The organism is Streptomyces sp. T12, from assembly GCF_028736035.1.
GTDB lineage: Bacteria > Actinomycetota > Actinomycetes > Streptomycetales > Streptomycetaceae > Streptomyces.
This window is the reverse complement of the sequence record NZ_CP117866.1, coordinates 10271786-10297613: the sequence shown is the minus strand read 5'-3', so window position 1 is coordinate 10297613 and position 25828 is coordinate 10271786. Positions and strand designations below refer to the sequence as shown.

The following is a 25828-nucleotide window of genomic DNA, read 5'->3' as shown; positions in this document are numbered from 1 at the left end:
AACCTGCCGAGTCGCAAGGTAGCGGGCCAGGCCCGCACCGTAGGAGCCGGTGCACTCGACCCGTACCGGGGGAAGTCGACCGGCACGGCAACTCCCGTCACCACTGCTGCGCACTTGTTGCAGGCGTCGCCATCTCGTTCTCGTCTTCCACATGCCTGACAGGGAACTCCGTCACGCCAGGTCGAACGCGGCACCGCCAGTTGTCGCGCAGGGCACTGCCCCTTGCCACGACGCGGCCCGGCGGTGCCGCTGCGCACGCGCTGGCGGCACCGCCGGGCCCGGTGTCCTGTGTAGATCTACTGTGGGTCTACTCGGTCACCTTCAGCAGCTTGTTGGGCGTTCCGCTGCTCGGGTTGGTGATCTTGTCGCCGGTTGCCCCGCCGGTGAGCGCGGTGGCGACCTCAGCGGGAGCGGCGTCCGGGTGACCGGCCAGGTAGACGGCGGCGGCTCCCGTGACGTGGGGGGCGGCCATGGAGGTGCCGGAGATCGTCTTGGTCCCCTGGTCGCTGTCGTTCCAGTCGGAGGTGATGTCCGAGCCCGGCGCGTACAAGTCCACGATCGAGCCGAAGTTGGAGAAGTCCGACTGGGCGTCGTCCTTGGTGCTGGACGCGACCGTGATGGCCTCGGGGACCCGGGCCGGTGAATTCTGCCCCGCGTCCGCCGACTCGTTGCCGGCGGCGACGGCGAAGGTCACCCCGGAGGCGATGGCCTTCTTGACCGCCTCGTCGAGAGCGGGATCCGCGCCGCCGCCGAGGCTCATGTTGGCCACCGAGGGGCCCTGGTGGTTCTGGGTCACCCAGTCGATGCCTGCGACGACCTGCTCGGTGGTGCCCGAGCCGTTGTCGTCGAGCACGCGAACCGCGACGATCTTGGCCTTCTTGGCCACCCCATGGGCGGCGCCGGCGATGGTTCCTGCCACATGGGTGCCGTGGCCGTTGCCGTCGTCGGCCGTGTCGTCATTGTCGACGGCGTCGAAGCCGGAGGCGGCGCGGCCCTCGAAGTCCTTGTGGCTGATGCGTACGCCGGTGTCGATGACGTACGCGGTCACTCCTTCCCCGGCCTTGTCCGGGTAGGTGTACTTGCCGTCGCCGGCCGTGTCCTTCTGGTCGATGCGGTCCAGGCCCCAGGACGGCGGGTTGTCCTGGGTGGCATTGATGTGGAACTTCTTGTTCTGGACCACCTTGGACACGGCGGGGTCGGCCGCGAGGCGCTTGGCCTCCGTCTCGGTCAGGCTGCCGGCGGAGAAGCCGTTGACCGCCGAGCCGTAGGTCCGGCTGATCTTGCCACCGTACTCGGCGACCAGATCCCGCTTCTCGGCCTTGGACGCCTTCTGGTCCAGAAGGACGATGTAGCTTCCGGCCACGGCTCCTTCGGCATTCAGACCGTAGACGGTGCCCTCCGCGGGCTGTCCCGCCTGAGCTATGGGGGACACGTAAAGGCCGGTGCCGACGATGGTTGCGACGGCCGCGATCGCGGTGACGATCTTGGCCTTGCCTGAGCGTTTGTGATGCGCCGTCAAGAGGGGTCTCCTCGTGAAGTGGGGGGATTTGCGTTCGAACGCAGCGCTGCGCGTGCTCAGGAGAGTGCCGACTTGTCGCGAGCAGATCAATCTCTTGATGTGACCCCGACGTCCGACGAATGGTCGACCTCCACGGGATTCACGCACATTCGAAGCAACCCGAGCGCAAATGTGCAGCGCTGAACGCTGGTTGAATCACCAAGGAACGGTCCAGGATTATCTGTGCCGATTTCTTCACCGTCTGCTCACGTTCGGTGAGGTTGAGCGTCACCTTGCACAGCCCGCGCAGTGTCGCGGGCAAGAGCAGAGGCGGCATGGTTGTCGCGCGCACAGACGATCGCCGAACCATGTTGTCCCCCTACATGTGCGCCTGACCTGCAGGCATTCAGCAGCCCCGTGGACGCACATCCACAACAGCACGCCCTACAGCTGCGGGAGCACCTCACCGGCGATGAGTTCCAGGTGGTCGAGGTCATTGAAGTCGATCAGTCGCAGATGGATACGGCTTGCACCGATCGCGGAGAACTCGCCGAGCCGCTCCACGAGCCGGGCGGGGGATCCGACCACCGGATCCTCCGGCGGCAGCGCGCTCTTGACATGCAGCGGGGCGGCCCGCCGTTGCGCCTCTGCGTCGGTACGGCCGATGGCGACCACGACCCCGGCCGAGAGCACCAGCGGTGGCTGACCGGCGTCGGCCCGTCCGGTCCGGTCGCACGCCTCGGCAACCCGCTGGTACGCCCGGGCCGTCTCCGCCACCGACTTGAAGGGCATGTTGAATTCGTCGGCATACCGAGCGGCCAGCTCCGGGGTGCGCTTGGGGCCGCGGCCCCCGACGATGATCGGCGGCGCCGGCACCTGCACGGGCTTCGGCAGGGCAGGCGCGTCGACCAGCTGGTAGTGGTCGCCGCGATAGCTGAAGCTCTCGCCGACCGGTGTCCGCCACAGGCCGGTGATCACCGCCAGCTGTTCCTCCAGCCGATCGAAGCGCTCCGGGGCGGGCGGGAACGGGATGCCGTACGAGGTGTGTTCCCGTTCGTACCAGCCCGCGCCGAGGCCCAACTCGACCCGCCCCCCGCTCATCCGGTCGACCTGCGCCACCATCACGGCAAGCGGGCCCGGCAGCCTGAAGGTGGCCGAGGTGACCAGGGTGCCCAGCCGGATCCGGGACGTCTCCCGGGCGAGCGCGCCCAGCGTGAGCCACGCGTCGGTAGGGCCCGGCAGCCCGGGATCGGCGCCCATCGCCTGGAAGTGATCGGCCCGGAAGAAGCCCTCGAACCCGCCGGCTTCGACGAGTCGGGCGAAGCGCAGCTGATCCTCGTAGTCGGCGCCGCGGTGCGGCTCGGTGAAGACGCAGATCCGCAGGCTCATCGCCCCTCCGTTTCGGCCGGCGTGGATGTGTCCCGTTCCATCAGCAGCTCGTGCAGATCGGCGCTGCACCGGGCCACTTCGCCCAGGTGCGCGGTTCGGCCCAGGGTCCTCGGCCGGGGAATGGCAACGTCGACGATCTTGCGGATCCGGCCCGGGCTCGGGCTGAGCACCACCACCCGGTCGGCGAGCACCACGGCCTCGTCTATCGAGTGGGTGACGAAGACGACCGTTGACGAGTTTTCGATGTGGATGCGCTGCAGCTCCACCGCGAGGTCCGCGCGGGTCAGCGCGTCGAGTGCGGAGAACGGTTCGTCCATGAGCATCACCCGGGGCTCGCCCATCAGCGACCGGCACAGTGCGACGCGTTGCTGCATACCGCCGGAGAGCTCGTGCGGCCGGTGCTTCTCGAAGCCGCTCAGTCCGGCCGTCTCCAGCAACCGCTTCGCCCGGTCGCGGTACTCGACCTTCTTCCAGCCGAAGATCTCCACGGGCAGCAGGACATTGTCGAGGACGGACCGCCAGGGCAGCAGTGCCGGCCGCTGGAACAGCATGGCGACATCCCGCCGGGCTCCGGTGACTCGCTCGCCGTCGATGGCGATCTCGCCCTCGGTGACCGGCAGTAGCCCGGCGATCAGCCGGAGCAGTGTGGACTTGCCGCACCCGGACCGGCCCACCACCGCCACGAACTCGCCCTCGGCGATGTGAAGGCCGATGTCCTGGAGCGCCACCGTCGAACCGGAGCGGCTGGTGAAGCTGCGGGACACACCGGTGAGTCTGATCATCCGGCGGTCTCCCCATCCACTGGCGGTCGCCATGCCGGCCGGTTCGTGACGCCCAGTCAGGCTACCCGCAGCAGACCGCTCGGCGGTACCTGCCCTTCGTCCTGTCGGTGAATGCCCCCGTGCCCCACACCTGGCCCACAACTACCCGGCCCTCGTAGGCTGTTGCCCGCACCAAGTGTCATGCCCTCGGCGGTTCTGTCACGCCGTTGCGTCACGCCGTTCCGTCTCGTCTGTCTCGCCTGTCTCGACGCCCCTCCGCCGGTGCAGTCGGCGGTCGGAAAGGACAACACTGTGCGCATGATCAGGTTCGCCCGTACGGTCGCCGCGGTAGCCCTGACGACAGCGCTGGCGCTGGTGGCGGGATGTGGCGGCTCGGATTCCGACGCAGGAGCCGGTGAAGACGGCAAGGCACTGAAGAAGGTGACCTACCTGACCTCGTTCGGCAACTTCGGCCGGGACGCGTACGCCTGGGTCGCGAAGGACAAGGGGTTCTTCGAAGAGGCCGGCTTCGACGTGGAGATCAAGCCGGGCCAGGGCACCGGCGGCGTGATTCCGGCCGTCGTGAGTGGCCAGGCGCAGTTCGGCCCGATCGACCTGACGGGAGGTCTGCTGCATATGGGCAGCGGTCAGGCGAAGGACTTCGTCGCGGTGGCCGCCATCCAGCAGCGCACCATGGCCGCGATCGCCACCACCGAGGGCAACGGCATCGCCTCTCCGAAGGACCTCGAGGGCAAACGGCTCGCCGACACGCCCGGCTCTGTCGTACGCAACCTCTTCCCGACGTACGCCCGACTGGCCGGCGTGGACGCCGACAAGGTGACCTGGGTCAACGGCGAGGCACAGACCCTGATGGGCACGCTCGCCGGCGGCTCGGTGGACGGCATCGGCCAGTTCGTGGTGGGTAAGCCGACGATCGAGGCGGTGACGAAGAAGAAGGCCGTCCTGCTGCCGTACAGCGACGTGATACCCGACCTCTACGGAAACGTGCTGATCACATCGAAGAAGATCGCCGAGCAGGATCCGGAGATGGTGAAGCGGTTCACGGCCGCGCTGCTCAAGGGCTTGGAGTACAGTCTCGCCCACTCGAAGGAGGCCGCTGAGATCCTGCAGCGGAACGTGGACGCCACGAATCCGACCGCTGCGGCAGCCGAGTTGGAGCTGATGGCCGCGTACGTCAAGCCGGGCGGTTCCGGCACGGCGATCGGGACGCTGGACTCCGCGCGGGTCGCGAGGAGCATCGCGATCCTGGAGCGAGCGGGCGCGCTGCGGCAGGGAATGCCCCCTGAGCAGATCATCGACTTCGACCTGGTGCCGAAAGCCTGATCGCGCCGCGCCGGAGAAGGGCCTCGCTGGGAGAAGGATGGGATGACCGAACTCTCGAAGCCGCAGCAGGCCTCGGCGGCGGGCCCGGAGCCGATGCCGGTGCCGGTGCCGCAAGTCGGTCCACGGCGCAGGACGGGCCTCGGCGTCGTGCTGTTGCCGTTGGCCGGGCTTCTGGTCGCGCTCGGCGTGTGGTGGCTTCTCACCTCGGTGCTGGAGGCGATCCACCCGGCTGTGCTGCCTCCGCCAGGTGCCGTGCTCTCGGCGTTCGCCGCAGCCCCGGTCCGGTTCCTGGAACATGCCGGCGACACCACCGTGGAGACGGTCGTCGGGTTCGTTCTCTCCAGCGGCTGCGGTGTTCTGATCGGACTGTCACTGGCGGGCTCGCGGGTACTGGAGCGAATGTTCACGCCGCTGCTGGTCGCCGTCAACGCGGTTCCGAAGATCGCGCTCGGGCCGCTGTTGGTGGGAGCGCTCGGTTGGGGGCAGAAGCCGGTCCTGACCATGGTCTTCCTGCTCTGCTTCTTCCCGATCGTGCTGTCCACCGCAGCCGGCCTCACGTCGACCCCGGCGGACCTGGCCGAATTGGCGCGCTCGCTGAACGCCTCGCGCTGGCAGGCCTTCCGGAAGGTACGGTTGCCCGCCGCACTGCCCCAGATCTTCGTCGGGCTGAAGGTAGCCATGCCTCTCGCCGCGATCGGCGCGGTCATCGGCGAGTTCCAGGCCGGTGAGAGCGGACTGGGCTATCTGATCGTGCAGGCGGGTGGGGTCGGCGACACCGCCACCGCCTGGGCCGCGATCATCCTGATCGGACTGATGAGCATCCTGCTCTACTTCGCTTTGGTGTTGTTGGAACGGTTCGCGCTGCCCTGGGTCGGGGACACCACCTCGCGCGACTGAACCGGCTGGGCCCGTGGCTGGGTCTGATGGGCCAGAGCCACGCCGACCAGGGGCCGGAGCGCGCCGGATCGCGCGGCGACCGGATCACCGCGGACCGGATCGCCGCGGAGCGGTACCGCGAGCGGGCCGCCCGGCTGACGCAGCGTTGGGGCAACGCCAAGCCGCACGACACCTCCCGGATGACCGAACACGAGGCCCGCGCTCTGACGGCCTCCCTCAGGGAAACGGACGAGGCACTGGCAGCGCTGACCGACGCCTGGCCTCGCAGACCGCCCCGCACCTGCGTCGGCGTCCTGGACAGGCAAGCCGTGAGGTCCGTATCGGGAAGGCGGCACGCCTGCCATCGGGGTTCACTCGCGGACATCGACGCCGGGAAGGGGTGGGCACCATGCCGAACAGCCACCGGAAAGCTCCGGAAGGACCTGCGCCCTGAAGAACTGGCGCGAACTCGGGAAGGTCCGCACCGACCCGAAATGGGCGAGCAGGCTCAAGGTCGGTGAACCATCCCCCGGCTTCGTGCCGCCCCGTGCCGCCGGAGACCGCACGGGGCGAACATCTGTTGCTCAGGCGGTCTCAGTAACGGGAGTGAGTTGCTCCCGGACCACCCCGCTCTTCACTCATCGATTTCAGAGCATGATGAGCAGACGTGTATTCGGCTTGAGCTTCCTGTTCACCGAACGACTCTGTACGTATACCTCCAGCTTGGGGTTGTTCCCCGCTTTCACGGAGACGGTCCCCTGGACGTCCGTACCGAAAAGAAGGTTGCGTGCCGCGTCGCCCGTATAGGCTCGGTCGGTGTCCTTTTCGACCACGATAACTTCCTTGTTCTGCTGAACCTGAGCCCGGGCGCCCAGCTGGTAGTAACACGAACCACGTTCGTACGTCACGCCTGGATGCGAGTTGACGAAGGGGCGTATCTCGACCTCCTTGTCGACTTTCAGGAGCCGGTACTTGTCGGCCGGAATCGGTTCGAGGTTCGCCCGCACCTCGTCAACCGATATGTCCTGACCAACGGCGAACAGGTTCTTCGTGCCGCGCACCCCCTGCTCGCGGCCGCGCAGGAAGCTGGTGGCGGCAGCGCGCACGGTGCCGATCGCCTCCTCGACGCCCTTCTGGGAATCCGCATCCCAGATGGCGATGTTCCCCGCCGGGAAGCCGTAGTTCTGTGCGGTCCGCTTGGCCAGGGAGTTCGGAACGAGGATCGCGGAAGTCCAATGGCCCGGAAGCCCACCCATCTTCGCCGTGATCCGGTCGAGCCAGGGGCCAAGGATGGCCATGTCGCCGTCGTGCCGCCGGTCGCCGCCGGAGGCGTTCTCCTCGCCGTCCGTCACAACGATCTGGAGGAAACTGTGCTCGCCGTATTCCTCCCAGATATGACCCAGATCTTCCAGGGACTTCAGAGAAGCCTCGATGAGGGCCGTAGCGCCATTGTTGACCTGGTACAGCCCGCGCATGGACGGCAGATGCTTCACGTCCATGTCCCAGACCAGATTCTCCACCCTGTGGTCAAAAGAATAGAGGCTGATCCGGGTCTCGTGGCCGAGGCTGTCCGACTCGGCCTTCAACCCTGCCACGAACTCGTCCACAACTCGAATGAGTTGACTCTGGTGCGGACGCATTGAACCCGAACAGTCCACCACCAGCGCGACGTGATTCACCTTGTGCTGGATCTTGTTTGCGGGCATGTTTGTGCTCCCCCTTCGAGGCTCCCCGAATGATGTATCCACTCTATGGGGAGGCACTGACAACGGCCTTTGACGCTCAATCACCTGCCTGCATCCAGCGCTGCGTCCGGCACCCAGAAGACGCCCGGCGATCGCCCATGGCAGCTCACGGGAAGCGGACCGTCATGCTGCTTCCAAGCAAGATGGGCATCGGCAGCGGGGGAGGATGCCCTGCTTCAGCAACCAGCTGACGGCTGCGGGAGGCTCGCCCGGCGAGCTACTCAATGGTGGACCAGGCGAGGGAGCCACCTACGGAGACTCGCCCGATCAGCCCCATAGGCCGGAGTTCAACGCTGCGCGCAGTCAGCACGAAGTCAACACGGGAGTCAGCACCGCGCCGTCAAATCACCCCGAACTACGCATCCCTGACACCGCTCGTTCCGCTGCCTGCCGAGCCCCCAGTTCGGGTCACGAGAGGCCGACGTAGAGGCCGCACTTACACTCCGGCCCCGAACTATGTTGTCCCACCACATGTGCGCCTGACCTGCAGATTCCTACGGTGTTCCGACACGAACCCGTCCCCACCGCACACGAGGAAGTGGCGCAGATGGCCTCCGAAACCACCACTCCCCCACCCCCCGCGAACCTCAAGCGCATCGTCGCCGCCAGCCTCATCGGCACCACCATCGAGTGGTACGACAACTCATTCGATCGGGGCTAGGACCTGCGGTTTTCCTTGATTCCGGCCCTCGCAGTCAGCACGGAACCAGCACGGGGTTGGTGGCGTGCTGACTCGGTGCTGGCAGACCTGCGTCGCAGCACGCTCCATTGGCCCCGACGGCATCCGCACATGGTTGCTCAGTGTCACCAACAGCCTGAGTCGACACCGGCCCTCGGCCGTCCCTGGGCGCCAGGCCACGACCCGACTCCTTCATCGAAGCATGGCGCTCTGGCGAGCGGTCTCGCGTCTTCGTGGTGACGGTCAACGGCAACCATCAGAAGGCCACCAAGCGCACCGCCAAGGCTGACCGCTCAGCATTCAAGCAGCTGGCCAGGGGCAGCGAGCGCGCCGAGTACTTCCACCTCGCCGAGTGGAACACCACGCCGTGCCTCTTGCTGTCCACCGAACTACTCGCGCTGGACGGCATCGCCGTCAACGCGCTGCAGGCGCCGGGCGAAGGACTGCTGCCCGCGAGGGCGGCCACAGGGCGATTGAGTGCGGACGCAGTGAGGGTTTTCAGGGTGGCCCCGGATGGGTGACGACCGGGCCGTAGGCAACGGACAGGGCTCATGTGCCGTTGAGAGAGGTGTCTAGGTCTCAACTCTCCAGCTCAGGAGCCCTGTGGGTCCCGTACCCTGCCGCACTCGATCTGCCGCACGCACTCGTGGAGTGGGTGACGATGCTGATCGTCACTCGGGAGGGTGACCGGCGCTGCAAGCTCCGACCGTCCGCGCGTGCGGTGCTCGCTCTGTCGTACCTGCGCCGACATGACCCCCTGGCTCAACTGGCCTCAGGTTTCCGCATTTCTGTCGGCACCGCCCACACCTACGTCACCGCTGTCATCGAACACCTCGCGGACAAGGCGCCGGGCCTGCTGAAGGTCCTGCGCGAGGCAGACCCCGACTACGTTCTCCTGGACGGCACGCTCGCCGAGTGCGACCGGGTCGGCGACGGGCGCGCGGACTATTCGACCAAGCACAAGCGGCATGGTGTGAACGTGCAGGTCATCACGGACCCGGACGGCCGGACGCTGTGGCTCTCGCCCGCCCTGCCCGGACGCACACACGACCTGACCGCCGCCCGCACACACAAGATCGTCAGGATCTGTGAGCGCCAGGGCGTCCCCGTCCTTGCCGACATGGCCTACATCGGCGCGGGCGAGTGGGTCACCACCCCCAGGCGCCGGCCGCCCCAAGGCGAACTCACCACAACCGAGCAGACGGTCAACCGGGCCCTGGCCGCCGCTCGCGTACCCGTGGAACGAGGCATCGCCCGCCTGAAGTGCTGGCGAATCTTCCGTCACGCCCGGTGCAGCCCGAACCGCATGACGTCAATCACCAAGGCCGTCCTCACCCTGGAGCGGCACCGCTGAAAAGGCTCAGTGCTATCGGAGCGGAACCCCGCGTACGCCGGCGCGGTGAAAGTACCTGTCGACGGCCACAGAGAACGAATCCAGGACGGGTTCCTCATCCCCCGCAAGGAGCTTGGCTGGTACGGCCAGCTGCTCGCGCGCCCTGGAGCCGCAGGCCAGCTGGCCTTCGCCGGAGCGGGCACCGAAATCGCCCAGTACCTGACCGACAAGCAGGGCCACAAGCACTACAAGCGGCAGACCTTCGCCGGTTCGTCCAGCGTCCGGGACGCGCGGCACAAGATAGGCCCGACGGTCTACGTGGGAACCGATCAGGTGTTCGTACGCCCGGTTCCGGTATGCCTCCACCCGATCAGCACCACGGCCCCACTGTGGGGTCCCGTCTCCTTCGGCGACGACGGCACCGTGATGGCTCTGCGCGTGCTGCCGAAGAAGGACGACGAGGAGAGCCCCTGAGGCAGCAGATGCCTCCCGGGCACCCTTGAACTATTGACCGCAGGAGACCCGCACATGAGGACCGCACGCCGCCGCACCGGAGTCGCCCTCACCCTCGTCGGTGTGCTGATCGCCGCCATCGGCCTGATCATCTACATTCCGGCGAGCATCGATTCCAACGCCGCGGATGAGGCGGCATTCCGGGCCGACGCGGACAAGCGGATCACGGAGGAAGACAAGACATTCGGGCTCGTACTGATCGGCCTCGGTGCCGCTGTCACTGTCGGGCGATGGGCCGTGCGGCCTCAGCGGTAGCGAGTGATCCGAGAGCGACCCGGCTCAAGGACCGGTGAGCCGAAGGGTTCGGTGGGCGAGCCCGCACACTCGACGACCAGGTCCAGGACGCCAGCCCCTACTTGGGGAGGGTGAGCCGACCGCGGCGGACCGCAGCCGGTGAGAGGGCTCCTTCGTCGATGTCGGGGCGCAGCCGCGTCACCGGTTCACAGCGAGGCGGTCTCCGACGCGGTGGTCCACGCGAAGCCGTCCGGGTCGGTGAACGGCTCGGCATCGCTGCCGATCGTGAGCCGGTGCGATCCGGTGCCGTCGGGAGAGACGCCGGCGACCTTGGCCAGGCCACGGCGCTTGTACAGCGCGAGCTTGACGGGATCGGCCTCGGTGGCGAACTCGACGTACTTGCCGCCGAAGCTCTTCGCCACGGTGAGGCCGTGCTCGACGTAGAACTGCTTGCTGGCCTTCACGTCCTCGACGCCGAGCAGGAGCACGAGCTCGTCGAACTGCCGGCTGGCCGGGCCGGTGTCCTTCTTCGACGACGACGCGACCTGCCAGATCGTTCCGTCCGGTGCCTGTACGACGCCCCCATAGCCCCAGAGCGACTTGCCGGCGGGCTTCAGCGTCGCGGCACCGGCCCCGACGGCTGCGTCGATGAGGGCGTTGACGTTGGCAGGCTGGGACACCACGAGCGACAGCGTGAACCCTCGGAAGCCGGTCGACGGTGTGTCCGACGCCCGCACGCGTACCTGGCTGCCCAGCTCGAACGCGGTGGTGTAGAAGCGGTCGGCGGCTGTGGGGTCGGCCACCTCAAGGGTGACGGATGCGATGGAAGTCATGACAAAGACGCTAGCTACGACCACGAGAACGGCGCTTCTCGATTCCTGACCAGAACGGAACCCAGGCGCACGACCGAGCGGCCGAGTCCGGCGACGCGAGTGCCTCACGTGGTCAGACCGCCATCGCTTCTTGCGCTCGCACGGGCCAGCCATATGCACGGGTGCAGGCCCGTGACGTGTGCGTACGGCGCGATCTCGCCGGGATTCCTCCATTCGGTGACCGGGGTCCACCATCGGCAGGCTCGCGACAGACGACGCGTGGCGGCAGGGCGTACGGCTGACGACGGCGCCGCTGATCGCGCGCTCCACGCGGCGAGATCAGGTCAGGTCAGGTCAGTGGGGGCAGCTCCCCGTCGGAGGCGCGGTCACGCTCGGAGGACAGCGACTCCTTGATCGCGCGGAAGAAGGACCGCCGCTCGACCAGCTGGGCGCCCTGCACCTCGGCCAGGGGCTCAGGGCGACACCCGAAGCCGGCCGGGAGTGAGGGCAGCCCAAGCGTGGTGAACGCCTCGTCGAGGTGCTGTCGTGGATCGCCGGTACCGCGCAGTACCGCGGTGAGGGGTCGGTGGTCCGTCATGCCGTAGGCAGCCGCCAGCGCGGTCGCCCGGTCCTGTGCCTCCTCCTGCGTCGGCATCTCGGCGGGGTCGGCCCACCAGGTGTGAGCGGTCACCAGGCGGCCGTCGCGGTACAGGTGGAGGGTGTAGTCAGCGCCCTCCTTGGCCGCCACCAGGACCGGCCACTTCTCACCCCGGCTGAAGGTACGGGCCAGCCGGGGCAGCCTGCCCTCGCCGAGCAGGGTCGTGCGCGTGCCCTTGCGGCGGCCCGGAGGTTCCGCCGAGGGCGCGGTCTCGACGAGAGTGGCGTTGCCGGGTACCGGGACGAGACGCATGGTTGTGCCGGTGATCAGGATTGCCTCGCGGACGTCCCGCAGTGGTGCGCCGGCCAGAGCGATGGCCATGGCCGCGGGCGGGGGCGGGGGCGGGGGCGTCGCTCGGGCCGTATCCGCTGTGTCCGTCGTGTCTGCGTCCGTTGTATCCGCCGTGCTCGCAGTGTCCACCGCGTTCGACGGGCCGACGGCGGTCGGCGCTGGTGCGGAGCCGCCGAAGTACGGTGTCCGGCGGGCGACATGGGCGCGCACCCCCTGGCGCATGAGGAGGAAGATCTCCCGTGGATCGCCCAGGTACGCCCAGGGGAATGTGCGCGCGTCGGTGCCGATGAGGCGGAAGACCTCCAGGGCCTCGGCCTCGCGCCCGGAGCGGATCAGCGCGAGCGCGAGATGGTTACGGAAGCCCGCCGCCCGCCGGTCGCCCGGCCCGAACACGGCGGACAGCTCCAGGCCCGACTCGACAAGCCCCTCGATCCTGGACCACGCCAGCGGCCCCTGTCCGATCCCCGCCTCGTGCTCCAGCGCGTACTCGGTGACCGCGTGCAGCGGCAGTCCGCGCAGCGGTGAACCCTCAGGGGACGCCGCGGCGGCCGACTCGGCGAACTCGAACATCTCCGCGTGCGAGCCGTACCACTTCTGTGCCAGGTACTGAACCGCGCGGGCATGCAGCCCCACGTGATGCGGGGCGGCTTCGCGCCCCCGGGCCAGATACTCGTCGAACACCTCGCGGGGAGCTCCGAGCCCCATGGCGTGGGCGATGAGGATCCGCCAGGGAACGGGGTCTTCGGGGTTGAGGTCGGCGGCCGTCTGCAGCACCGGTTCCGCGTCGCGCAGGACGGCGTGGAACGCCCGGAACTGCTCCTGCGACACGTGACGGGCGCGCGCGGCGGTACGTATCTGCCAGGCCCGGTCGATCTCCAACTCGGCCACCACCAGGCCGAGATCGGGATCGAAGGGCCGCTCCTGCCGCCAGTCCTCGAGCCATCCGGTGTGGTGCAGGGCGAGTTCGGCCAGGGCGGAGCTGTACTCACCGCGCCGTTCCCAGTCGCGGGCGATGCGCGCCTGTGCCAACAGTTCCGCCGCCGGTGCCCAGGCACCTGACCGGGCCGAGGAGAGCGCTGCCCGCAGAGCGGAATCCGGCGCGTCCACCTCTACTGTGCCGTCGGGCGGCAGCCCCTCGCCGGTGGCCGCGAAATGCCGCATCATCCGAGGCACCGCGAACACGTCAGGCAATCTGCCCACAACCCACCCCTCCCCACGGCCCCCCGGCCGCGCACAGTCAATCATCGACGAGGCGCAAACCTTACCGATTGTTGTCGGCTGCTTATTGGTAACTCCATGGGTCCTTTTTCGAAGGGTGGAGAGCAGCGCCTGATCCCGAACGAAGGAGCACCGCCATGGCGGGCTGGATCAACGGCACCCAACGGCAGCGCGACCATAGCGGGCAGCAAGACATCTCCTATGTGGCCCGGCCGATGGCGCGGTGAAGAGACCTCTCGTTCCCCCTCCGCGACCCGGTCCTTCGGGTCTACGCTGGCCTGCAACGGGGACGACTTGACGGGACGGGGAGCGACCATGGCTGATCTCGACGCTCCTTCGCTCGTACGGATCGAGACAGTCGAGACCGATGGGCACGGCTCGCGTCAGATCAGCAACAGGACGCGCCGCTCGGCCCCGCTCGCCGAGCGCGCCGACGAGGTGCGGGAGGCCATCCAGCAGGCGACGGTCCTCGCCCAGGACTCTCTGGCCCAGGTGCCCGAGCGGCACGGCTGGGCGGTGCGGAGCGTACAAGTCACCTTCGGGCTGACGCTCGCTGCCGAGGCGGGCGTCATCCTCTCAAAGGCTTCGGCGGAGGCGTCTCTCGAGGTGACGCTCACGGTGGAGCGGGCCGACGGTGCGCCATGAGCGCGGAGTCCTACGCGGATGCGTACTGGGTGCGGATCTACGAGGGTGAGCTGCACTTGGGTGCCGGGTTCCTGGTCACACGGGGCTTCGTCCTGACCGCCCTGCACGTCGTGTCGGGGGCCTCCGGTGACGACGTACGCCTGAATCTGGACCTCCCGGACGGACAGCGGGTCCCGGGACGGCTGTGCGACCGGATCGAGGACTCGGACCTCGCGCTCATCGCGGTCCTCGACGCCCACGCGTACGACCTCCCGCTCGCCCCACCCACCGACCGTCCACGGCCGGACGTGCCATGGCTCGGCAACTATCGGCCGCCGGACACGAAGACCGCGCTGAGCGGGCACGTCACCCACGCGCCGATCACTCATCGCAGCGACGCGCACGGCGAGTTCACGGGGCTGCAGATGACCGTCGCCCAGCTGGTGCACGACTTCGCGGGCTACTCCGGCAGCCCGGTGCACACCGTCCCCGCCGGCGCGGGACCGGGTGAGCGGCCCGTCGTGGGCATTCTCATGGAGCAGGAGCTCAGCCGCGCGGACGGCTCCCGGGACACGAACGTGGTGTTCGCGGCATCCGTACTGCACGCCGCCGAGCGGTTCCCGTACTTCGACGTCGGTCATCTGCGCGATGTGGTCACCGGGAAGCCGATGGTCCTTCCGGGCCCGAGACCCCCGGCCGAGCCCCGCCGGGACCCGCCGGCCGTGGATGTCGAGGGGTACTTGAGGAGGGTCCGGCAGTTGCTGGACGACGGCCTCATCACGCCGGAGGAAGCTGCACGGAGCCGTGATCGGGCGCTTCGTGTGCTGGACGAGGAGTTACTGGGCGGGGCTACGGGTGACTGAACACATTGCGCCGGGATGGGCGCAGCGCATCGGCGCCGCCGAGCGCGCGGTGCGTGGCGAGGACGGATCGCTGGACGCGCTGCGCGCGCACCTCGCGACCCTGGCCGACGACCAGAAGCTACTCCACACCGCCGACGACGCACGTCAATTCGCCTATCTGGTCACGCTGTTGCGCGAGCTGGAACTGGCCGAAGAGCTCGCCGCGGTGCTGGACGTGGCCGCGGAATGGATCGATGCGCCGCGCGTTGAGCCGCAATACCGGTGCGTGGTGCACAACCGGCTCGCCGCGGCCCTCATCGATGAGGGCGGCTCCTACCTCGGCAACGCCCTGACCGCGCTGGAGTCGGCGCTGGACGCCGCAGACACCCCGGTCGAGAAGGCTCACACCCACACGAACCTCGCCCTGTGCGCCGCCGAGCAGGGCAAGTGGCGGGCCGCTGAGTCGCACGCCCGGCAGGGGAACGAACTGGGCCGCTCGCTGCCGGAGTCCGGGCCCCGCCTCGACGTACTCCTGCGCACCACCTCCGTGCTCATGATGTCCGCGGGCCGCGCCGAGGACGACGCGCGCGTCCGGCAGCTGGCTCACGACCTCGAAGAGCTGTGCCGGCAGCAGATGGACCGGCTGGGGGACGACCATCCGCGGTCCCTGGAGGCGCTGGTCCTGATGGCCTCGGCCCGGCATGAAACCGCCGCGCTGGACGGCGATCTGACCGGTATGGAGCGGCTCGTCGACGTCCTCGCGGTGGCGGCCCAGCGCGCGTCGACCACGCTGGGGCTGCGGCATCCACAGGCCAGAGCGGTGCGCAAGGCCCTCGTCCACACGCACGAGACCACGGTCCGGGCCCGTGCTGGCCTGGCCGCCGCCTCAAGGCCTTTGGCCCCGGAGCGCCACGCGAGTTTCGGTCTCGTCCTCGAACTCCTCGTCCACGGCATCGAAGGCGCGACGCCCGAGCGGACGCTCGCCGACCCGCGCGTCGTGCAAATTGCCGGTGACGAGATCGCGGCGCTTCACCGCAGGGCCGCGGACGTGGACGCAGAGCAGCGGCCGCACGACTATCAGGGGCGCACGGTGCCTGAGACCTACAGCTGGGGACCGCTCGCGCCGGGCCGGCCGGGTCAGGTGCTGTGGTTCCTGCTGCTCCCCTTCATGCTCGTGAACCTCGCCCACTGGATGCGCCCGCCCGCTCGTGGTCACTCGCGCACCATCAGGCTGCACTCCCTTCTGATCAGGCTCGCAGGGCTCAGCCTGACGGTCATGGTGGTGACGGCCGTCTGCGAGCTCTCCATGGACCTCGTGGCCTGGCAGTGCGCGGGCCAGGACGCATGCGCCCGCGGCCAGAGCTTCTGGCTGGGATTCCTCTCGGCCGAATCCGGCTGGTGGGGGCAGCCCGGCCGACGGCTCGCCGTGGGATCGCTTCTGCCGTGCGCACTCATCTGGCTGTTGTGGCGGCTGTCCCAGCAGACGTGGAACGCGTTCGAGTCCCAGCAGCCGCTGCCCCACCCCCCGAGCGAGACCGACTACGAACAGGCGCTTCGGCCCGCCCTGTCGAGGCCGGGCTTCTGGTACGGCAAGCGCCTGCTGGCCCGGCTCAACTCGGCGCACAGTACGGCCGGGCTGTGCACCGTCTCCGTGCTGCTCGTCGAGGCGCCTCACCGCTACGACCGGCAGGCCGGCGGACCGGTCGCCCTGGATATGTGCGGCGATCTGCTCACCGCGCTGATCGTCAACTTCGGCTTGGTCGTCGTCTGGGTGGTCTGCCGTCGGGGCCGATCGGAGAGCCGGATCGACCGCCGACTGGACCCGCAGTTCACAGCCTTCCACACCGGCTCGGTCGTACTCGTCGCGCTCTGCGCCCTGTACGCCATGTGGTCCCGGCCCGGCTGGCGGTCGGCGGGACTGCTGCCGAGCAGTGAATTCACCTACAGCGGACTGCTCTTGGCGCAGGGCCTGATTGTGGTGGCGCTCGCCGTGGCCGGGACGGTGCTGTTCCGCAGCGCTCCCGCCCCGCGCATCCTGCTGCGGGGCCTCGCCCCGGCGACCACTGTGACACTCGCCTTCTCCCTCTACAACATGATGGCCGCCGGCGCCGTTCAGGGGCTCGCGGACTGGCTGGGCAACTACGGCAGACCGGGCACCGCAGGCGGCCCCATCGCGGGTCCCCCTCCCCTGGTCACCTGGCAGATGTCCGCCATCCCTGTGCTCCTCGCCGTGCTGCTGGCTCTCGCCGTTGCGATGCGTCTCCAACTCAGCCGAACCGAACGGCAGTTGCTCACCTCCGTGGCGGCCGACTATCCGGGCGAGGACCACGACCTGCTGCGCACGCGCCGGATCACCACCGCCCGGGCGCGCGCCCGCATCACGGACTCGATCCCCATGATGCTGAGCACCATGGCCACGGCCGTCCTGCTGCTGAGCACGGCCTCCCTGACGGGAGCCTTCGTCACCGGCGCCCCGCCGGGTGGCTCCGGAACCGGGCTGCCGGAGCCCCTGGTGGAGCTGAGCCAGGCGCTGAAGGGGATCGGGTCCTGGCTGATCGCCGTCGGGGTCATCGTCTTCCTCAACTCCAGCCGCCGGGCCTCACGTGCACCCACATCCCGCAGTCTCCTCGGCATCGTGTGGGACGTGGGCACCTTCTGGCCCCGCGCCGCCCACCCGTTCGCACGGCTCAGCTACTCGGAGCGGGCCGTTCCCGATCTCACCTGGCGGATGTCGACGTGGTGCCGGTCGACGGGCGGCCGGGTCATGGTGTCGGCCCACTCCCAGGGCAGTGTGCTCGCTGCCGCAGCCATCTGGCAGCTCCCCCGGTCCGAACGTCACCGTGTCCAACTGCTCACCTACGGCTCACCGCTGGAGCGCCTGTACGGACGGCTGTTCCCGGCATTCTTCGGGCAGCAGGAGCTGCGGGCCCTGCACGGGGAGGTGCACAGCTGGCGCAATCTGTGGCGGGCCACCGATCCCATCGGCGGCCGGGTGTTCCCCACGGCACAGCCGAACGGCCCCGAAGTCGACGTTCAGCTGAAGGATCCCCTCACCTTCGGCCGGAGCGTCGAGCACCCGCTGCCCGCGCCGATCCGCGGGCATACCGACTACAACGCCGATCCAGCGTTCGCCCAGGAACACGAGCGCATGACGGCGTCGGCGTTCCCGGAGCGGAGCGCCCCTGCGCCCCGTCGGTCGCCCGACCGTACGTAAACCGCGCCCGGAAGACACGACCCGTAATCGGCAAGTTGGGGCTGCGGTAGGGGTTTCTGTAGTGAGAGACGCATGTCGAGCTGACCCGACATGATGTCCTCAGCCTCCAGCGCGGACAAGCCAGCTTCCTGCAGCAGGTCTGGGTCGATGTCCTGTCCCTCGGAGACGAGAGTGGGGCCGTCGGCGCGTTCGAGAGCCTTGTCGAACCAGTGCTGCTGAGCCGTGGCGATCGTCCGGCCGGACAAGATCCGCAGCGTCGTGCCCTGCGCGTAGTGCCCGATGAAGGCTTCCTCGGTGTGGTCGTCCGCGGCGTCGCTGACCCGTCCTTCGGTCACGATCGCCTTCTCGACCTTGACTGATTTCCGCAGGCGGCCGATGTGCGGGTCGCCCTGGACGTCGACACCCACGGAGTTCAGCCATGCCCGGAATGACGATCTGTCCGTGGGATGCCACGGCCCGAACACGGCGGTGTAGTTGGGGTGGACGGCGGCGCTGACGAAGATCGTGTCGGTGACGTGCGGGATTTTGGCGCGGACATGTGCGGTGAAGTCCAGCAGTTGGCGTGCTACCTCGCTGGCCTCGCGTCGCGGCAAAGTTCACGGTCAGCCTGCCATCGTCCGTTCCTCCCCGGCCCGGCCCTCGCTTGCTGGCGGGAAGGTCGCGAGAGGCCCGGTGTCTCAGCAGCCCGGCCCGCCTTTTGCGGAGGGTCAGCCGGATTCGGCGAGATGGAGGGCATCGACCTAGCCCTGACCTTCCTCCGCGCCAAGCGCGACGAGGCCCAACGCCGGTTCCAGCGTCCGGCGGTCGACCTCGGCATCCCCACCGCCCGGAGCACAAAGGAGGATCAGTGAAACACCAGCCCGTTCCGACAGCTTGCGGATTCCGACTCATCGTCGTCGACGAAACCAGGACAGTCGTCTTGGCAGTGACGGCTCAGACTCTGGCACGCAATGTCTCTCCCGGGCCTCGCTCGGCATCTGCGCAAGCCGTTCCCACTTGACAGCAGTGTCATACGATCCTGACATGCCGTCACATCCCCCACTGTGGCAAGCATAAGTGGCCCCATATCGGGGGCTATATACCGTGTTACTCCCCCCCCCTACAGCCTCGACGTCCTTTCCGCACATGAGGCATGGTCGTACGACCATGAAGCTGGGCCTCCTTCAGTAGCGGCACTGCTGGCTGCCCTGGCCGGCAGGATAGTCACCAAGCTGGGCTACCAGTGACGCCGCGAGCGCCCTCCTCGTGTTGTGCTCAACTCCACCAGTTCTTCGTGGGCTTGTCGGCCTCTGCCGCGGCGCACGCGTCGTCGAAAGCTGCCCGGTCGGGTGGTGGCAGCTTCGCGGCCTCCAGCGACGCGTCCTGGAGCTGGGTCAGGGCGCCACCGGTGATGCCGTGGCAGAAGATGTGGTTCATTCTTGTGCCGTCCTCCTCGACGAAGAACACCACCAGGGGACCTGGCGCCTCCACCAGCGCCGTGATCCGGTCTATGTGGTCGCGCAGCGTCGGGTCGAACAGTGCAGCGCAAACTAGCTGGTGGCTGTACTGGTCCATCGCGACCGTGGTGTCCGTGACCTGGCCCCGCGCTGCGACCCCCAGCCGGCCGCCCTGCGGGTCGCGGAAGAACATCGACATGCGGAACACCACGCACGGTTTCGGCGGGTGCCACTCCCACCGCACCGCGTCGAGCAGCACACGCTCCGACCAGGCGTTGTACTCGTAATGGCCGACCTTGAGGAAGACGGCTGGCTTCACCACCCGTCCGCACTGCACCAGCTCGATCGCCGGCACCCATAGATCCCAGTCGGAGTGTCGGGCATCCACGAGGTCGACGGCGTACATCAGGTCCGGCGCGTCGGACCGGCCGAGGATCCATTCCATCCCGCCAGCCAACCACGCCTGTCAACCCTTCAGTTAGCGGCCCTTTCCGCCGCCCTCACGCCTGAAACAGCAAGGTCGACCTCCGCGACCACACGGCCGTCACCCACGTGAGGGAACGGGCAGGTTCAGTTCCGCGGACATTGAAGCAAGTCGCCTGCCTCCTCATCCGCGAGGCGCTTGACCACCAGACATTGCGAAAGGAGCAACCCCTGCACCCCATACCTCTCCCCACCCTTTCGAGTGAAGTGCAGAGAAGCACCGGCGAGTACAAGATCAAGCCGATCAAGAAGAAGGTCAGGGAACTCCTCGGATACCCCTACCCTCTGCGCATCCCCAAGGACGTCTTCGTCGATCAGTGGGTCGGCATATCGACGGATGAATTCCATCGGGCCAAGGACGCGGACGTCCAGTACATGCACAACCGGCACCCTCTGATCGACCTCAACTGGTCCCGGACTGACTGCGTTAGATACCTGTCATCGATCGGGCTGACGGGTACGCCGAAATCGAGCTGTTTGGGTTACCCATTTCATGGTAACGCGCAGTGGCGGCATATCCGGGATACGAGCCCGGAGGAATGGGAGGACGTGGTCGCATTCGATGCGGCGATCCGCCAGGGCAACGCACGCGCGAACACCTCCGAGAACCGGCTGCTTGGGCAGGCATTCCTGCACCGCTCCCGTGTCCCCCTCGACCAGGCGCCCATCGACCACGTCACGGCCGCCGAGTGGGCCGCGCGCCAGCAGGAACTCGACGACCGTCCCATCGCGGTCGAAGAGCTGGAGAACGGTGTCGTCGACGGATGCTCGCCCTGGGCCTGCCGCGGATCCGAACACGAGCCGGCGCAGGACGACTTCGGGCTCGCCTCGTGAGCCAGCGGTTCATCCTTGATCTGTTCACCGGGCCCAGGGGCTGGAGCCATGCACTCACCGTTCTCGGCGCACGTGATATGGGCCTGGAATGGGACGAATAGGCGTGCAAAACCCGTGCCAGGGCAGGTCAGTTGACGATCCGGACGGACGTCGCCACCTACCCGGTGTGGATCTTCTCCGGCCGTGTTCTCGGTCTGATCGCGTCTACGCCGTGCCAGGCGTGGTCGATGGCGGGCAAACGGCTCGGCCTGGTCGACCAGCCGCTCGTCCACCAGGCCGTCACCGACCTTGCCGCCGGCCGCGACACCCGCCAGAAGCTCATCGGCGCATGCGCGGACGAAGGGAGGAAAATGCATGATGACGGGGCATAAACGGCGCTCGCGGCAGCCGAAGTGGGGTTGCTCGGACCAAAGAACGCAACCTCCAAGTCCACAACGATGGTGCGCTGGGATCTCAGCGCATAACCGACAGGAAGTCAAATATGCCTGAAAACAAGTTAGTTGACCCGTTAGAATTCGTAACACGATCTTGTTGAGGTAGGCAGTGCGACCGAGTGCTCCCCTGCCTTGTTCTGCGGAGGCCGTGAGTCCTTCAGTTGGCGCTCGGTCTGTTCAGGTGGCACTTTGGGCGCTGGTCTCGCACGCGATGCCGGGCCACAGGAGATGGTCATTTGAAGGGGCGGATCACGTGAGCACAAGCGGGGGACGGGAGCACTGGGAGTTGCTGCCCGGAGCCGGGCTGGGGCCACTGCGGTTCGGGATGAGCCCGGCCGAGGTCGCCGAAGCGCTCCGGGGCTCTGAGCCGCAGAAACGGGTGGGCGGGCCCTACGAGCAGGAAGATTTCGCCGACGGGGTGAAGGTGTTCTACGACGCGGGCAAGTTGGCATGCATTGCCCTGGATGCGGTCACGGGTCCGCAGGTCTTGCTGGCGGGCTTTGCACTGGCCGGCCGCGATCCCAAGCAGGCGCACCAGTTCCTCCTTGACTACGCCGCCGAGCACGGGAGTTGCTTGCTGTACACCCTCGATGACTCCCTCGCCCTGACCGATCTCGGGGTTCTCCTGCGCTCACAGGAGGTCGGTGGCGTGCTGATGTCGCGGCCGGTCTTCGTGAGGGAGGACTGGTTGGAGTCGGAGTACTACCGCGATCGCCTTCCTTTGGAAGGCGTCCCGGCCACCGATGAATCGTCCTGGCCGTCATAGACGCCGTGCCGCTGTCGCAGTGGGACGGGCGTGACCGGTGTGACGATTCGGCCGTTGGGAAAGCGTGAGTGTTCGACCGTGGATCGTGGACGATGACCTCTGGGCGTTGATCGAGCCGTTGCTGCCGCCCTGGCCACAGAAGGCACCCGGTCCGAAGCCGCTGGATGACCGGTTGTGCCTGCAGGGCATCCTGTACGTGCTCTACAACGACGTCAGCTGGCAACTGCTGCCGCTGGAGCTGGGGTTCGGTTCCGGACAGACCTGCTGGCGTCGGCTGGGCCGATGGCACGAGGTCGGCGTCTTCGAGAAGCTGCACCACATCCTGCTCGCCGAATTGCACGCGGCCGACGCCTGTCCTGGACGCGGGCCTGCGTGGACGCCTCCCACATTCGCGCGAAAAAGGGGGCGAGGCCACCGGCCCGTCACCGGTCGACCGCGGGAAGACGGGCAGTAAACATCACCTGATCTGCGACGGGAAGGGTACCCCGTTCAATGTCATCACCACCGCGGCCAATGTCAACGACGTCACCCAGACCCTCGCCCTGGTCGACAGCATTCCTCCCGTCGCAGGGAAGCCGGGTCGTCCCCGCAGGCGCCCCGACGCACTCCTGGGCGACAAGGGCTACGACAGCAACCCCAACCGGCGCGAGCTGCGCAGGCGTCGCATCCTGCCGGTGATCTCCCGCAAGGGTGCCCCGAACATCAAGGACCTCGGCAAGCTCCGCTACGTCGTCGAGCAGACTTTCTCGCTCCTGCACCACTTCAAGCGCCTGGCCGTCCGCTGGGAAAGACGCCTCGACTTCCACGACGCCTTCGTCTCACTGGCCTGCGGCCTCATCTGCTGGAGACGCCTCAAGAAGGTCCGCCCATGATCGTGTTACGAGCTCTTAGGAGGCCCGGTTCCGGTTCCGGAGGGCAGGCTCGTGGCCCACTCACCCGGCCGTCGGGGCGTCTGGCAATGGTACGAAGACCACGCCCGAGGCACCGGCGAGCTGGCACGCGGTTTCGCCGAAGTCTGGGGAGGCGGAGAACTCGCCTGCCGGTTGGGGCGTGACCACGACACCGGCAAGGGCGCGTGCGCCTGGCAGGACGGGCTGATCGAGGAGGCCCCGACCGGCCGCAAGGTCCGCCGCCCTCCACACCATGACGCCGGGGCGTTCTTGTTCGCCCAGGCGGCCCGGCGCCATCCTGTGCTGACACCGTTCGCCGGAGTGATCGAGGGACATCACACCGGCCTGCCCGCCTGGTCGGAACTCAAGGTCCGGCTCAAGGCCCTGATGCGGGACTCCGCAGAGGTGGACGAGGCGATCAGCCAGGTCGCCGGCGTCATGCCGGAAATCCTGTACGGAACCTGTCCGGCGGCCCCCAACTGGCTTGCCCCGCACGACCGGACCAGTGTGGAGATGCTGGTCCGCATGACGTACTCGGCCGTGGTCGACGCGGACCGGCTCGACACCGCCGCCCACTTCAGACCCGGCACGCACCCCCGAGGGCCGTGAGCATGGCGCAGTTGTGGGAGCGGTACGAGACCCGCCGCCGGGAGACAGTTGCCGAGCGCCGACGCCGCACCGCTCCCTCATGGCTGGACCAGCTCCGAGAGGACATCTACGGGGAGGCCGTCGAGGCAGCCGCCGGCAAGCCGGGGGTCTACCGGCTGCACCTGCCGACCGGCGCGGGAAAGACGTTCACCGGGGGAGGCTTCGCGCTCCGTCATGCCGCCCTGCACGGGCTGCGGCGCGTCATCGTCGCGGTCCCGTTCATTTCGATCACGGAACAGAACGCGGCGGTCTACCGCAGCCTGCTGGATCCCGAGCACGGGCCGCGGACGGTCCTGGAACACCACTCCGCCGTGAATTTCGAAACGCCCCACCGCCCCAACCCGTGGGCGAAACTGGCCGCGGAGAACTGGGACGCCCCGTTCATCGTGACCACCACGGTCCGCTTGATCGAGAGCCTCTTCGGCAACAGCCCCTCGGCCACCCGCCGACTGCACCGGATCGCGAACTCCGTCCTCGTCCTGGACGAGGTCCAGGCCCTCCCCGACGCTCTGCTGACACCCATCCTGTCCGGGCTGCGCGAGCTCGTGGAGCACTACGGCGTGACCCTGGTGCTGTCCTCGGCGACCCAGCCGGAACTCTCCGCGCTCAACCCCTGGCAGACCGGACTGCCGCAGCGCGAGATCGTCGCGAACCCCGCGCCCCTGTTCGAGCGCCTGCGCCGGGTCCGGTACGAGTGGCGCACCGGCCCAGCCGTGACGCTTGAGAGCATCGCCGCCGAGGCCACAACGCACACCGACGCCCTGGTGGTGGTCAACGGCACCAAGGACGCCAGCCAAGTGCACAAAACGTGGCTCGACGGCCGCAGGGAGAGTCCAGGCGTGCTGCACCTGTCTACCCGCATGACCGGCGGTCACCGCCGAGAGACCATCCAGGCCGCCAAGCGACGCCTAGAGGCCGGCCTGGGCACGCTGCTGGTATCGACGTCGCTGATCGAGGCCGGCGTCGACCTCGACTTCCCGCACGGATTCCGCGCCAGGTCACTGCCGGAGTCCGAACAGCAGGCCGCCGGACGCATCAACCGCGAAGGCCACCGCCAAACCCAAGACAGCGTCCTGACCGTCTTCGAACCGACCGACGGACTCCAGCCACAAGTGATCTACAACTGGTCCGGCATCGCCGCAGCATCCCGCCGCTTCGGCAAGGACCTGGCAGCCCCCGACGACCTGGACACCCTGCGCTCCTACTACCAGCACCGCTACCAGCTCCAGGCCGGACGCTCCTCCACAGATCCCGACGGAGCCACCGGAGAAGTCATCGAGGCACTGCGAGAGAAGCTGGACTATCCGGAAGTCGCCCGCAGAATGCGCATGATCGACAACGAGCACTCCGTGGCCGTCGTCGTCATCCGCTCCCAGCTCACCCATAAAGACCATCAGGCCGCCCGGGACGCCATCGGGCAACTCCGCGGCGGAGTGCCGACACCGGAGACTTACCGCGCCCTCCAGGACCACATGGCATCGATCCCTCACAAAGAACTGGAGTCAGCGATCAGTGCCGGTCACGCGGTCGAAGTCGCCGGTGACCTCTACGAGTGGACAGGCCACTACCACCCGCAACGAGGAATCGAGCCACTCAGTAAAGCGCTCCGCAACCCCACGTGAAACCGCGACACGCAAGTCGCGCCCAAGGAAACGGCCGCTTCACCCACTCCCTGTCGTGCCCGTAACCCTCCAGCAGAGCCTCGATACAGTGACCGTCCTGGCTACCAGCATGGCGGCCGCCCCTCGGTCCGGCCGAGGATCGCAACTCCAGATACCTGCAGCTCGACGTCCAGGACGCCCCCAGTGTCGGGCACCCTTCGGGGCGACCGAGGATCCTCGGTATGTGGGCCTCACTTGCCGGCCTGGTGGCGGCGGTCGCCTTCGGGGCGGCCAAAGACCGCAACCCCAGCTGGGGCAACCGCAAGCCCGGCGTTTGGACGAAGTGGCATGGTTTATCCAACACTTGGGGAGGCAGCGGCCGCTGGGGCAGTGGTAGGGCACGCCCACGCCACACCATGGCCACGGTCTGCTTGGTGCTGGCTCCGCCAGGCTGGAGATCCGCTCACCCAAAGGCGGCACTCCGCCTCGGCTTCTTGGTCTACCGCGACCAGAAGGAACCCGGTCCATGACCGACGTCGTCAAACGCAGTCCCCGCACCGTCCTCCTCGATGGTGGCGAGCTTTAGTCACTCTCCGGCGCAGCGCTTGTCGGATCGGACACGAGCGGCGCTGCTGACATGCAGCGTTGACGTCGGAGCCTTGTTGAATCTCCACAAGGCGGCAGTGTGAGCGACGCTACCCTCCC

Annotated in this window: 23 protein-coding genes and 2 pseudogenes; 17 read left to right on the top strand and 8 right to left on the bottom strand. The window is 67.9% G+C overall.

Annotation, left to right across the window (positions count from 1 at the left end; all coding sequences use genetic code 11):
• Positions 1 to 307: 307 nt before the first annotated feature.
• From PBV52_RS46290 to PBV52_RS46280, 3 genes are all read right to left on the bottom strand, one after another.
• Positions 308 to 1519, bottom strand: a complete 1212-nt coding sequence (locus PBV52_RS46290; protein ID WP_274247670.1) for a S8 family peptidase — start codon at positions 1517 to 1519, stop codon at positions 308 to 310.
• 423 nt (positions 1520 to 1942) lie between these two features.
• Positions 1943 to 2887, bottom strand: a complete 945-nt coding sequence (locus PBV52_RS46285; RefSeq protein ID WP_274247668.1) for an LLM class F420-dependent oxidoreductase — start codon at positions 2885 to 2887, stop codon at positions 1943 to 1945.
• The gene (locus tag PBV52_RS46280) at positions 2884 to 3669 is read right to left on the bottom strand and encodes an ABC transporter ATP-binding protein (RefSeq protein ID WP_274247666.1); all 786 of its coding nucleotides are present in this window, start codon (positions 3667 to 3669) and stop codon (positions 2884 to 2886) included. The genes PBV52_RS46285 and PBV52_RS46280 overlap by 4 nt, the downstream gene beginning before the upstream one ends.
• Positions 3670 to 3966: 297 nt before the next feature.
• Between PBV52_RS46280 and PBV52_RS46275 the strand changes: the two genes are divergently transcribed.
• From PBV52_RS46275 to PBV52_RS46265, 3 genes are read left to right on the top strand one after another with little or no spacing between them, the layout of a single operon-like run.
• Positions 3967 to 4992, top strand: a complete 1026-nt coding sequence (locus tag PBV52_RS46275) for an ABC transporter substrate-binding protein (RefSeq protein WP_274247664.1) — start codon at positions 3967 to 3969, stop codon at positions 4990 to 4992.
• 42 nt (positions 4993 to 5034) lie between these two features.
• A complete protein-coding gene (locus PBV52_RS46270; protein ID WP_274247663.1) occupies positions 5035 to 5889 on the top strand; it encodes an ABC transporter permease in 855 nt (284 codons plus the stop codon).
• A gap of 26 nt (positions 5890 to 5915) precedes the next feature.
• The gene (locus tag PBV52_RS46265; RefSeq protein WP_274247661.1) at positions 5916 to 6389 is read left to right on the top strand and encodes a hypothetical protein; all 474 of its coding nucleotides are present in this window, start codon (positions 5916 to 5918) and stop codon (positions 6387 to 6389) included.
• A 126-nt stretch (positions 6390 to 6515) separates the two neighbouring features.
• Here the strand turns inward: PBV52_RS46265 and PBV52_RS46260 are convergent, their stop codons facing one another.
• A complete protein-coding gene (locus PBV52_RS46260; protein WP_274247658.1) occupies positions 6516 to 7574 on the bottom strand; it encodes a vWA domain-containing protein in 1059 nt (352 codons plus the stop codon).
• 954 nt (positions 7575 to 8528) lie between these two features.
• Between PBV52_RS46260 and PBV52_RS46255 the strand changes: the two genes are divergently transcribed.
• From PBV52_RS46255 to PBV52_RS46240, 4 genes are all read left to right on the top strand, one after another.
• Positions 8529 to 8813 carry a hypothetical protein gene (locus PBV52_RS46255; RefSeq protein ID WP_274247655.1) on the top strand — a complete coding sequence of 95 codons (285 nt, stop codon included), beginning with the start codon at positions 8529 to 8531 and terminating at the stop codon, positions 8811 to 8813.
• 140 nt (positions 8814 to 8953) lie between these two features.
• On the top strand, positions 8954 to 9646 hold the full coding sequence (locus PBV52_RS46250; RefSeq protein ID WP_274247653.1) for a transposase: 693 nt from the start codon (positions 8954 to 8956) through the stop codon (positions 9644 to 9646).
• A 45-nt stretch (positions 9647 to 9691) separates the two neighbouring features.
• Positions 9692 to 10099 (top strand): hypothetical protein, encoded by a 408-nt coding sequence (locus PBV52_RS46245; protein WP_274247651.1) that lies wholly within the window; start codon positions 9692 to 9694, stop codon positions 10097 to 10099.
• A gap of 54 nt (positions 10100 to 10153) precedes the next feature.
• Positions 10154 to 10393 carry a hypothetical protein gene (locus tag PBV52_RS46240; protein ID WP_274247650.1) on the top strand — a complete coding sequence of 80 codons (240 nt, stop codon included), beginning with the start codon at positions 10154 to 10156 and terminating at the stop codon, positions 10391 to 10393.
• 185 nt (positions 10394 to 10578) lie between these two features.
• Here PBV52_RS46240 and PBV52_RS46235 read toward each other — a convergent pair whose 3' ends face one another.
• Both PBV52_RS46235 and PBV52_RS46230 read right to left on the bottom strand, forming a co-directional pair.
• Positions 10579 to 11205, bottom strand: a complete 627-nt coding sequence (locus tag PBV52_RS46235) for a glyoxalase (RefSeq protein ID WP_274247648.1) — start codon at positions 11203 to 11205, stop codon at positions 10579 to 10581.
• A 328-nt stretch (positions 11206 to 11533) separates the two neighbouring features.
• A complete protein-coding gene (locus tag PBV52_RS46230) occupies positions 11534 to 13315 on the bottom strand; it encodes a hypothetical protein (RefSeq protein WP_274247646.1) in 1782 nt (593 codons plus the stop codon).
• Positions 13316 to 13666: 351 nt separating this feature from the next.
• Here PBV52_RS46230 and PBV52_RS46225 point away from each other — a divergent pair, with 351 nt between their 5' ends.
• From PBV52_RS46225 to PBV52_RS46215, 3 genes are read left to right on the top strand one after another with little or no spacing between them, the layout of a single operon-like run.
• Positions 13667 to 13996 carry a CU044_2847 family protein gene (locus PBV52_RS46225; RefSeq protein WP_274247644.1) on the top strand — a complete coding sequence of 110 codons (330 nt, stop codon included), beginning with the start codon at positions 13667 to 13669 and terminating at the stop codon, positions 13994 to 13996.
• Positions 13993 to 14838, top strand: a complete 846-nt coding sequence (locus PBV52_RS46220) for a serine protease (protein WP_274247642.1) — start codon at positions 13993 to 13995, stop codon at positions 14836 to 14838. The genes PBV52_RS46225 and PBV52_RS46220 overlap by 4 nt, the downstream gene beginning before the upstream one ends.
• On the top strand, positions 14831 to 18031 hold the full coding sequence (locus PBV52_RS46215; RefSeq protein WP_274247640.1) for a hypothetical protein: 3201 nt from the start codon (positions 14831 to 14833) through the stop codon (positions 18029 to 18031). Before PBV52_RS46220 ends, PBV52_RS46215 begins: the two co-directional genes overlap by 8 nt.
• Here the strand turns inward: PBV52_RS46215 and PBV52_RS46210 are convergent.
• Entirely contained in the window at positions 17926 to 18438 is a 513-nt protein-coding gene (locus PBV52_RS46210; protein ID WP_274247638.1) for a hypothetical protein, read from the bottom strand. The two genes, PBV52_RS46215 and PBV52_RS46210, sit on opposite strands and share 106 nt — an antisense overlap.
• A gap of 318 nt (positions 18439 to 18756) precedes the next feature.
• Here PBV52_RS46210 and PBV52_RS46205 point away from each other — a divergent pair, with 318 nt between their 5' ends.
• A complete protein-coding gene (locus PBV52_RS46205) occupies positions 18757 to 18882 on the top strand; it encodes a hypothetical protein (RefSeq protein ID WP_274247637.1) in 126 nt (41 codons plus the stop codon).
• A 403-nt stretch (positions 18883 to 19285) separates the two neighbouring features.
• Here the strand turns inward: PBV52_RS46205 and PBV52_RS46200 are convergent, their stop codons facing one another.
• Positions 19286 to 19912 (bottom strand): hypothetical protein, encoded by a 627-nt coding sequence (locus PBV52_RS46200; protein WP_274247635.1) that lies wholly within the window; start codon positions 19910 to 19912, stop codon positions 19286 to 19288.
• A gap of 245 nt (positions 19913 to 20157) precedes the next feature.
• On the opposite strand from PBV52_RS46200, the gene PBV52_RS46195 reads away from it, so the two are divergent.
• The 6 genes and pseudogenes from PBV52_RS46195 to PBV52_RS46170 all read left to right on the top strand — a co-directional run bounded on the left by PBV52_RS46195 (position 20158) and on the right by PBV52_RS46170 (position 25144).
• Positions 20158 to 20784 carry a hypothetical protein gene (locus PBV52_RS46195; protein WP_274247634.1) on the top strand — a complete coding sequence of 209 codons (627 nt, stop codon included), beginning with the start codon at positions 20158 to 20160 and terminating at the stop codon, positions 20782 to 20784.
• Between the two features lie 77 nt (positions 20785 to 20861).
• Positions 20862 to 21125 (top strand): annotated as a pseudogene (locus PBV52_RS46190) (DNA cytosine methyltransferase); the annotation flags it as partial.
• Between the two features lie 346 nt (positions 21126 to 21471).
• Positions 21472 to 21984, top strand: a complete 513-nt coding sequence (locus tag PBV52_RS46185; RefSeq protein ID WP_274247632.1) for a hypothetical protein — start codon at positions 21472 to 21474, stop codon at positions 21982 to 21984.
• 64 nt (positions 21985 to 22048) lie between these two features.
• A pseudogene (locus PBV52_RS46180) lies at positions 22049 to 22856 on the top strand (IS5 family transposase).
• A 51-nt stretch (positions 22857 to 22907) separates the two neighbouring features.
• Positions 22908 to 23483 (top strand): CRISPR-associated endonuclease Cas3'', encoded by a 576-nt coding sequence (locus PBV52_RS46175; protein WP_274247630.1) that lies wholly within the window; start codon positions 22908 to 22910, stop codon positions 23481 to 23483.
• 2 nt (positions 23484 to 23485) lie between these two features.
• Positions 23486 to 25144 (top strand): CRISPR-associated helicase/endonuclease Cas3, encoded by a 1659-nt coding sequence (locus PBV52_RS46170; protein WP_274247628.1) that lies wholly within the window; start codon positions 23486 to 23488, stop codon positions 25142 to 25144.
• The last annotated feature ends 684 nt before the right edge of the window (positions 25145 to 25828 follow it).